The organism is Peribacillus sp. NPDC058002 (genome assembly GCF_042886655.1).
Taxonomy (GTDB): domain Bacteria; phylum Bacillota; class Bacilli; order Bacillales; family DSM-1321; genus Peribacillus; species Peribacillus aracenensis.
Genome location: NZ_JBHVQU010000402.1, coordinates 1 through 2,329 on the forward strand (window position 1 = coordinate 1; position 2,329 = coordinate 2,329).

At 42.6% G+C, this 2,329-nt stretch carries 3 protein-coding genes; all 3 read right to left on the minus strand.

Annotated elements, in window-relative coordinates; all coding sequences use genetic code 11:
• Window positions 1–245 precede the first annotated feature (245 nt).
• Window positions 246–1,259: a bifunctional metallophosphatase/5'-nucleotidase gene (locus ACFVSH_RS25590; protein WP_387708565.1), complete on the minus strand. Its 1,014-nt coding sequence runs from the start codon at window positions 1,257–1,259 to the stop codon at window positions 246–248.
• A 48-nt stretch (window positions 1,260–1,307) separates the two neighbouring features.
• Window positions 1,308–1,535: a twin-arginine translocase TatA/TatE family subunit gene (gene tatA / locus ACFVSH_RS25595; RefSeq protein WP_387598796.1), complete on the minus strand. Its 228-nt coding sequence runs from the start codon at window positions 1,533–1,535 to the stop codon at window positions 1,308–1,310.
• Window positions 1,536–1,590: 55 nt separating this feature from the next.
• The coding region (locus ACFVSH_RS25600; protein WP_387708567.1) for an alkaline phosphatase PhoX at window positions 1,591–2,329 on the minus strand (739 nt) is incomplete at its 5' end.

The following is a 2,329-nucleotide window of genomic DNA, read 5'->3' on the forward strand; positions in this document are numbered from 1 at the left end:
CCTTCGTAATCTCAATGGCATAACAAATGCTTAGTTATCTATCCATCCTATAAAAAAGGAGCGGAATTAAGCTAAACGACTCAGATAAAATCTACACTAAGTTCGACGTTCTCCGTGAAAAGGGCGGTAATGCGCAAAAAAAGGCCGGCAGTCGTTAGTTTTCACCGACTTTCTGCACAACCTCTTGCATTCATACTGCATAATTACTAAAGAAACGACAAAGCATTATGAAGACTTCATTTGGATTATCGTGCATTCAACTCTGAACGATATTCATCTATAATCTCTTGTATCTCTGGATCGGCTCGAACATTTGTGACGTCGTAGAGGAATCCATCGGATTCAACCAACGTCATTTTCCCGTCAACAACTTCAAAAGTCAAATCCAAGCGTCCCAAATAATGTTCTTGTTCTCCGCCGGCTTGAGTAATTGGCACCATCACCTCTCCATTGAATTCGTATTCGGGCGTTTCGATGACCTTATGTGTATCTGCGCCGATTACCGCTGAAACTCCTGGAACCTGAGCCAACTTGTGGTCTTCAGTGTTTCCAGCATGCGAAAGGACTATATTAATGTCGGACTTTTCACTCACTTCAGGAAGCAACTCATTCAACGCTTCTACCGGTTCGATGAAATCGAAGTCTGCAACATCATTCCAACCGCGAATTTCCGGCTTCATCGAAGTAAGGCCGATCATGCCGACTTTAACGCCATTGAAAGAAAAACTCTTCCAAGGCTTGACATTCTGAATGTACTTTCCTGTTTCCCGGTCAATGACATTACCAGTAAGGATGGGGAAATTAACGTTGCGGTGATAATTCTTTAACTGTTCATAACGGCTTTCCTGTGTGCCCTCTCCGGCAGGGTAAACGCGGAAATCGTTGTTTCCGAGAACCATTGCATCATGGTCCAAAGCTTTCAAAAGCGACGTCTCCAACTCTCCTTGACCCGCCTGAAACTCGCCGCGCAGGAAGATATCCCCGCCATCGACCAGAAGCAGATTCTTCTCTTCATTGCGCACATTTTCAATGATGGTGGCATACTTCGCAATTGAATTGTGATGAATGGTTCCATCAACCAGCGTGACGATGTCATCCAAATGACCATGAAAGTCATTCGTCTGGAGAATGGTGAGTTCAAACTTCTCTCCCTCCTTGAGCTTTTCCTCCGCAACTGCTGTTAAGGGCTTACCGACAAAAGCAGCAGCCATCGCCAGCGAAAAGCAGCCCGTCAATAACTTCATTCCCATTTTATTCATCCTATTTCCTCCAAGCAATTACTCTATTAAATTGTAGACACAAGTTATTTAGTTTCCAGTCTTTTCGGTTTTATCAAGTGCAACTAGTTTCGTTTTTTCTTCAGAGTTAGTTTTTGCTTCTTTGTCATTGCTGATCAAATCATTTGTTGCTTTTTTAAATTCATTTAAAGTTTTCCCGAAAGCACTTCCGATTTCCGGTAATTTAGAAGGACCAAAAATGATTAACGCAATGACTAGAATGAGAATTAGGCCGGGAACGCCGATACTAGATAACAATCTTCTTACCTCCTAAACCATGATGGTTTGTTCGTAATCAAAATGCGATGATAAATTATAAAATTGGCATACCATGGCGCTCTAAAGCCGCTGCTTCCAATATAGACATGCCTTGTTCATCTGCAACTGCAGTAAGTTTATCCGAAACAACAGGAGCAAGACTTGCTGGCGGCAGGGCCTGGTTCATAGCTCTTCTACGGGTAGAATTTCTGCGTGCAAATGGTCCCCAAATCGCAAAGGTGATACCTGGTGTTTGCATATTTACAAAGAAAGTATTTCCATCCGGAGAAAATGTGGGGCCAGCAAATTCAGAACCGTTCATCATATTTTCAGCGAAAGTATAAATATGTCCTTCAGGAGTCAATCCGACAATACGATCATTACCGCCACCATCTTCGGCGATCCAAAGATCTCCCCAAGGAGTGATTGTAATGTTATCTGGTGCTTCTAAATCATTTTTATCCGTAGACTCATAGAATAGTTCTAAAGTGTTTGTCGCTGGCGTGTAGCGATAAACACGGCCAAGGCGCGCTGAACCTGCACTTGTATCATCAAACCATAAAGTGCCTTCAGAAAAATAAGCACCTTCTAAGCGGCTAAACTGGATACAGCCTTTTTCCTTAGCGTCTTGCTGTGCGATTTCAGGATTTAATTTTTTCCAAACAATCCCGAATTTTTGTCTAGTACTAAATTGACTTGCAGCTGCAGCTGGTAATTCATCAATCGCTGCTGCTTCAAGTGTACCGCCCTTTTGAAGAGAACCTAGTTTTTGACTACGGTCATGTGGTGTAAAA

Coding starts and splice junctions, on each gene's coding strand:
- ACFVSH_RS25590 (WP_387708565.1), bottom strand. CDS start 1,259: ATGAATAAAATGGGAATGAAGTTATTGACGGGCTGCTTTTCGCTGGCG.